The organism is Massilia sp. (assembly GCF_046293535.1).
Taxonomy (GTDB): Bacteria; Pseudomonadota; Gammaproteobacteria; order Burkholderiales; family Burkholderiaceae_D; genus Telluria.
Map to the genome: position 1 here is coordinate 24,958 of NZ_JBKBOV010000053.1, position 6,185 is coordinate 31,142.

Below are 6,185 nucleotides of genomic sequence, written 5' to 3' on the forward strand. Positions count from 1 at the left end.
CTGTACTCTCTCGTAAAATCTATAACTGCATCAGGTCGATCAAAATCTGGCGCGTGTTCAGCGGCGCGCCGCCCAGGTGGTGCGCCAGCAGGAAGCGCATCAGCTGCTTGCTCTGCGCCTGCGTGACGGGGTCGCCGTAGTCTTCGCGCTCCATGTCCAGCAGGGTCTTGCCGAGCACCACCGGCCAGACGTCGGCGGGCACGGCTTCGCGCGCCCCCTTTTCCGGATCCACCACGTAGTCGCGCCCGGGCTCGACCGCGGCGCGCGTCGTGATCGAGCGCCCGAGGTCGGCCGCGACGCCTGTTTCCTTAAGTAAGGCCCGTTCGAACTTTCGCAAGACGATCGGCGGCGGCTCGCCGTGGGCCAGCTGGTTCAGCGTGGAGACGTAGTGGTCGAACAAGGCCGGATGCTTGTCGTCGCGCGCCAGCAGTTTCACCAGCAGCTCGTTGAGATAAAAGCCGCACAGCAGCGCGGTCTTTTCCAGCGGCAGCATGCCGCCCACCCATTCGGCATCGATCAGGGTGCGCAGCTCAAGCTTGCCGCTGAACGAAACCGACAGCGGCTGGAAGGTCTGCAGCACCCCGCGCAGCTTGGAGAGCGGCCGCTTGGCCCCTTTCGCCACCACGCCCACGCGGCCGAAGTCGCGCGTGAACATGTCCACGATCAGGCTGGTTTCCTTGTAGGGATAGCTGTGCAGGACGAAGCCGGGCTGGCCGCTCACGCGGGTGTCGCGGGTTGGCGCCCGGCTGCGCCTGGCCGCGACCGGAACGCCCGGCTCCGGAGCTTGGATGAGGTCGTCTGATTTTGCTTGGTCTGGCATGCGGTCGGGACGGCCTCCGTCAGCTTACTCGTAGCCGTAGGCGCGCAGGCCCGCTTCGTTGTCGGCCCAGCCGGATTTGACCTTGACCCAGATTTCCAGGTACACAGGGCCGCCGAACAGCTTTTCCATGTCCAGGCGCGACTGGGTCGAGATCTCCTTCAGGCGCGCGCCCTTGTTACCGATGATCATGGACTTGTGCGTGTCGCGCTCGACCAGGATGGCGCAGAAGATGCGGCGCAGGTTGCCTTCCTGCTGGAACTGCTCGACCAGCACGGTGCTGGTGTAGGGCAGCTCGTCGCCCAGCAGGCGGAACACCTTTTCGCGCACGATCTCGGCGGCCAGGAACTTCTCGCTGCGGTCGGTGATGTCGTCCGGCCCGAAGATCGGGGCGTTTTCCGGCAGGTGGCGCTTGATCTCGTTTTCCAGCGCATCGACCTGGAAGCGCATCTTGGCCGAGACCGGCACGATGGCGGTGAAGTCGCGCAGCGCGGCGATCTTTTGCGCGAACGGCATCAGGACCGCCTTGTCCTTCATGCGGTCCGACTTGTTGATGACCAGCACCACCGGCACGTTCGCCGGCAACAGGTCGAGCACCTGCTGGTCGGCCGGGCCGAAGGTGCCGGCTTCGACCAGGAACAGGATCACGTCCGAGGAGGTGAGCGTATTCGAGACGGTCTTGTTCAGCGTCTTGTTCAGGGCGTTGGCATGGCGGGTCTGGAAACCCGGCGTGTCGACGTAGATGAACTGGGCGTCGTCCCGGGTCTGGATGCCGGTGATGCGGTGGCGCGTGGTCTGGGCCTTGCGCGAGGTGATCGACACCTTGGCGCCGATCAGCACGTTCATCAGGGTCGACTTGCCGACGTTGGGGCGGCCGACGATGGCGATATAGCCGCAGCGGAAGCTTTCCGGGGCGCCAGTGGTGTCGGTGATGTCGGTGGTATCGGTATTCATATGCTTGCTCATGCGGATTTGCTGCCTGTTGGTTCTGCTTGCGAAGCCCCTTCGGACTGGACCGTGCCGATGCCGGCCAGCTTCAACTGGGCGGCGCGCGGCTTGGCTTTACGGGACGCCGGGGCCTTGGCCAGCACCGCCTGGGCCGCTTCCAGCGCCAGCCTGGCGGCGGCCTGCTCGCCGGCACGCCGGCTGCCGCCGCGTCCGAAGACCTGCACGTTCAGCTTCGGCACCAGGCATTCGACCTCGAATTCCTGGCTGTGGGCGGCGCCGTGCGTGGCCACCACGTTATAGGTCGGCAGCGAGATTTTCTTGCTCTGCAGAAATTCCTGCAGCAGGGTCTTGGCATCCTTGCCCAGTGTACGCGGATCGACCGAATCGAGCAGCGGAATGTAGAAGGCGCGGATCACGTCGCGCGCCGCATCGAAGCCGGTGTCGAGGAAGATCGCGCCCAGCAGGGCCTCCAGGGTGTCGGCCAGGATCGAGGGCCGGCGGAAACCGCCCGATTTCAGTTCGCCCTCCCCGAGCCGCAGGAACTGCGACAGTTCGAGCTTCTGGGCGATCTCGAACAGCGACTGCTGCTTGACCAGGTTGGCGCGCAGGCGCGACAGGTCGCCTTCGTCGAGATGGCTGAAGCGCTCGTACAGGATCGAGGCCACGACGCAGTTCAGGATCGAGTCGCCGAGGAATTCCAGGCGTTCGTTATGCAGCGCGCTATGGCTACGGTGGGTCAGGGCTTGCTGGAGCAGGCCGGTGTCCCGGAACGTGTAAGCCAAGCGTGTTTGCAATAACTGTAGATTCATTGTGCTGTCGTGGTTGCGCCAGGCCCGGGCGAACAAGCCCGATACCCGGCGTCTGTTGGGTGTTACCGGGACGCGCTCGCGGCCCCGTCTTCCTCTTTTGCCGCATTGACACCGCTCGGATCGGTCGTGCCGGCGTAGTCGATCACGAGGCTGACATTGCCCACCAGCGGCACCCGCTTTTCGTAGGCAAAGCTGACCTGGGTCTCGCCGCCGTCGCGGGTGATGGTCAGGTCGCGGCCACTGATGGCGGTGACGTTGTTCATGCCGGCGTTCTTGTCGAAGGCTACCTGTATTTCGCGCGGCGTGCCGCCAGCTTCCTTGGCCCGCACAATCGCGTCCTTGACGGCGCTGTACTCGAACCAGGTGGGCAGCAGTTTGAGCGCGAACACGGCGATGACGCCGATCACGGCCAGGACCAGGATCAGGCCGGTCAGGGATATGCCGCCCTGGTACTTGCTGCTGGCTTGCTGTTGACGCATCGTGGATCTCCCGGATTACTGGATGCCGCCAATCCGCTTCGGATTGCTGAAGTTCATCCAGACGACGATCGCCTTGCCAACAATGTTTTTATCCGGCACGAAGCCCCAGTAGCGGCTGTCGGCACTGTTGTCGCGGTTATCGCCCATCATGAAATAGTTGCCTGCAGGTACGATACAGGTAAATTTATCGTACGAATAGTCGCAGGCTTCACGATTGGGGAAATTATCCACAGCGCCGATGTCGATCGTGCGCTTGCCCTCGGTGTTCAGGATGCGGTACGCAAGCCCGCCTTCCTTGCCCGGCAGCTGTTCGGTGAACTGCTTGTGGTAGATCGGGTGCTGGTCGTCCAGGTAGTCGTCCATCGGCGTGTACTGGACCGGCTTGCCGTTCACGCTCAAGCGCTTGTTTTCGTAGGTGATGGTGTCGCCCGGCACGCCGATGACGCGCTTGATGTAATCCTGGCCCATGTCCTTCGGATACTTAAACACCATCACGTCGCCACGCTGCGGGTCGCCGACCTCGATCACCTTCTTGTTGATGATCGGCAGGCGCACGCCGTAAGCGTACTTGTTCACGAGGATGAAGTCGCCCACCAGCAGGGTCGGCACCATCGACGAGGACGGGATCTTGAACGGCTCCCACAGGAAGGAGCGCAGGATGAAGACCAGCGCGATCACCGGGAAGAAGCTGCCCGAGTACTCGATCCAGGTCGGCTGGCGCAGGTGGGCCTGCTCGATGGCCGCGCGCCCGTTGCCGCTGTCGGGCTTGATGCCGTTGGCGGTCAGCTTGGCTGTCCGGGCATCGTATTCGGCCAGGGCGGCGTCGGCCTTGCGGCGGCGCGCCTTGGCCAGCACGAACACGTCCAGGCACCAGATGACGCCGGTCACCACCATCAGGACGAACAGGATCAGAGCAAAATTGCTCAGGATGGGTTGCATATCCATTTACTTTTCTTCCACCTGGAGGATGGCCAGGAAGGCCTCCTGCGGGATCTCCACCGAACCGACCTGCTTCATGCGCTTCTTGCCGGCCTTCTGCTTTTCCAGCAGCTTTTTCTTGCGCGAGATGTCGCCGCCGTAGCACTTGGCCAGCACGTTCTTGCGCAGCGCCTTGACGTTCTCGCGCGAGATGATGGTTGCGCCGATCGCGGCCTGGATCGCCACGTCGAACATCTGGCGCGGGATCAGTTCGCGCATCTTCGCGGCCACCTGGCGGCCGCGGTACGGGGCGTTGGCGCGGTGGACGATGATGGCGAGGGCGTCGACCTTCTCGCTGTTGATCAGCATGTCGACCTTCACCACGTCGGCGGCGCGGTATTCCTTGAACTCGTAGTCCATCGAGGCATAGCCGCGCGAGGTCGACTTCAGGCGATCGAAGAAGTCCAGCACGATTTCCGCCATCGGAATCTCGTAGTGCAGCTTGACCTGGCGGCCGTGGTAGGCCATGTCCATCTGGACGCCACGCTTGCCGTTACACAGGGTCATGACCGCGCCGACATATTCTTGCGGCATGTACAGGTTGACGTCGACGATCGGCTCGCGCACTTCGTTGATCTTGGACGGCTCCGGCATCTTCGACGGGTTGTCGACGCGGACCATGCTACCGTCGCGCATCTCGACCTCGTACACCACGGTCGGGGCGGTGGTGATCAGGTCCATGTCGAACTCGCGCTCGAGGCGTTCCTGCACGATCTCCATGTGCAGCAAGCCCAGGAAGCCGCAGCGGAAGCCGAAGCCCAGCGCCTGCGAGACTTCCGGCTCGTACATCAGCGCGGCGTCGTTGAGCTTGAGCTTTTCCAGCGAATCGCGCAGGGCGTCGTACTGGTTCGCTTCCACCGGGAACAGGCCGGCAAACACTTGCGGCTGGACTTCCTTGAAGCCCGGCAGCGGTGCCGGCGCCGGCTTGGCGGCCAGGGTGACGGTGTCGCCCACCTTGGCGGCGGTCAGTTCCTTGATGCCGGCGATGATGAAGCCCACCTGCCCTGCCGACAGTTCCGGCAGCGAGACCGAGCGCGGGGTGAACACGCCGATGTTCTCGACCAGGTTCACGGAACCGGTTGCCATCAGGAGGATCTTGTCCTTCGGGCGCAGGGTGCCGTTGACCACGCGCACCAACATCACCACGCCCACATAGGGGTCATACCAGGAGTCGACGATCAGGGCCTGCAGCGGCGCGTCCTTGTCGCCCTTGGGCGGCGGCACCTTGGCGATCAGGGTTTCCAGCACGTCTTCCACGCCCAGGCCGGTCTTGGCCGAGCACACGGTGGCGTCGGACGCGTCGATGCCGATGACGTCCTCGATTTCCTTCTTGGCGTTGTCCGGGTCGGCGTGCGGCAGGTCGATCTTGTTCAGGATCGGGACGACTTCCACGCCCAGGTCGAGCGCGGTGTAGCAGTTGGCGACCGTTTGCGCTTCCACGCCCTGGCTGGCGTCGACCACCAGCAGCGCGCCTTCGCAGGCCGACAGCGAGCGCGAGACTTCGTAGGAGAAGTCGACGTGGCCCGGGGTGTCGATCAGGTTCAGGTTGTAGGTCTGGCCGTCGCGCGCCTTGTACTGCAGCGCCGCGGTCTGGGCCTTGATGGTGATGCCGCGCTCGCGCTCCAGGTCCATCGAGTCGAGCACCTGCGCGTCCATCTCGCGCTCGGACAGGCCGCCGCACAGCTGGATGATGCGGTCGGCCAGGGTCGATTTGCCGTGGTCGATGTGGGCGATGATGGAGAAGTTACGTATGTTGTTCATTAACAAAGCTCAAAACCAAAAAGGCCGCGGGCAGCGCGGCAGGCTACGACAGCAAACGGGTGCAATGCGGTGGCGAAAGGCGCGTGGCAATGCAAAAAAGCGCTCCGTGGAGGCATGCCGGCCCCCGGTCGAAGCGCTCGATCAAGCGAATGAAAAGCGTGGGCGGCGGGCTTGCAATCGGCCGGCGCTTTTCCGACCCCGGCATTTTACCGGATTCCGCGCCGGAAAGCCCGGTTTTGGGGTTGGTGAGGAGGAGAAAGACCAGTTTTTTATGGCGCTGTTCTCGTTAGATGTGGAAGATGCCGATTGCCGCTCTCAGGAAGCGCTCGGGCGATGCGATCCGTTCCCCATCGAGCGCCCAGCGCCAGCCGAGGTAGTTGGGCAGGTAGCGCG

Annotated in this window: 6 protein-coding genes and 1 pseudogene; all 7 read right to left on the bottom strand. The window is 63.6% G+C overall.

Annotation, left to right across the window (positions count from 1 at the left end):
• Nucleotides 1-19 precede the first annotated feature (19 nt).
• Entirely contained in the window at nt 20-820 is an 801-nt protein-coding gene (recO, locus tag ACK4S9_RS20860; RefSeq protein ID WP_409729476.1) for a DNA repair protein RecO, read from the bottom strand.
• 24 nt (nt 821-844) lie between these two features.
• Nucleotides 845-1,783: a GTPase Era gene (era, locus tag ACK4S9_RS20865; RefSeq protein WP_409729478.1), complete on the bottom strand. Its 939-nt coding sequence runs from the start codon at nt 1,781-1,783 to the stop codon at nt 845-847.
• Nucleotides 1,780-2,547, bottom strand: coding sequence for a ribonuclease III (rnc, locus tag ACK4S9_RS20870; protein ID WP_409729480.1), 768 nt, complete (start codon nt 2,545-2,547; stop codon nt 1,780-1,782). Before rnc ends, era begins: the two co-directional genes overlap by 4 nt.
• Nucleotides 2,548-2,636: 89 nt before the next feature.
• Nucleotides 2,637-3,053 (bottom strand): DUF4845 domain-containing protein, encoded by a 417-nt coding sequence (locus ACK4S9_RS20875; protein ID WP_409729482.1) that lies wholly within the window; start codon nt 3,051-3,053, stop codon nt 2,637-2,639.
• 15 nt (nt 3,054-3,068) lie between these two features.
• A complete protein-coding gene (gene lepB, locus ACK4S9_RS20880) occupies nt 3,069-3,998 on the bottom strand; it encodes a signal peptidase I (RefSeq protein ID WP_409729484.1) in 930 nt (309 codons plus the stop codon).
• Complete coding sequence (lepA, locus tag ACK4S9_RS20885; protein WP_409729486.1) at nt 3,999-5,792, bottom strand: translation elongation factor 4; 1,794 nt, start codon at nt 5,790-5,792, stop codon at nt 3,999-4,001.
• 286 nt (nt 5,793-6,078) lie between these two features.
• Nucleotides 6,079-6,185: pseudogene (locus tag ACK4S9_RS20890) on the bottom strand (IS1595 family transposase); the annotation flags it as partial.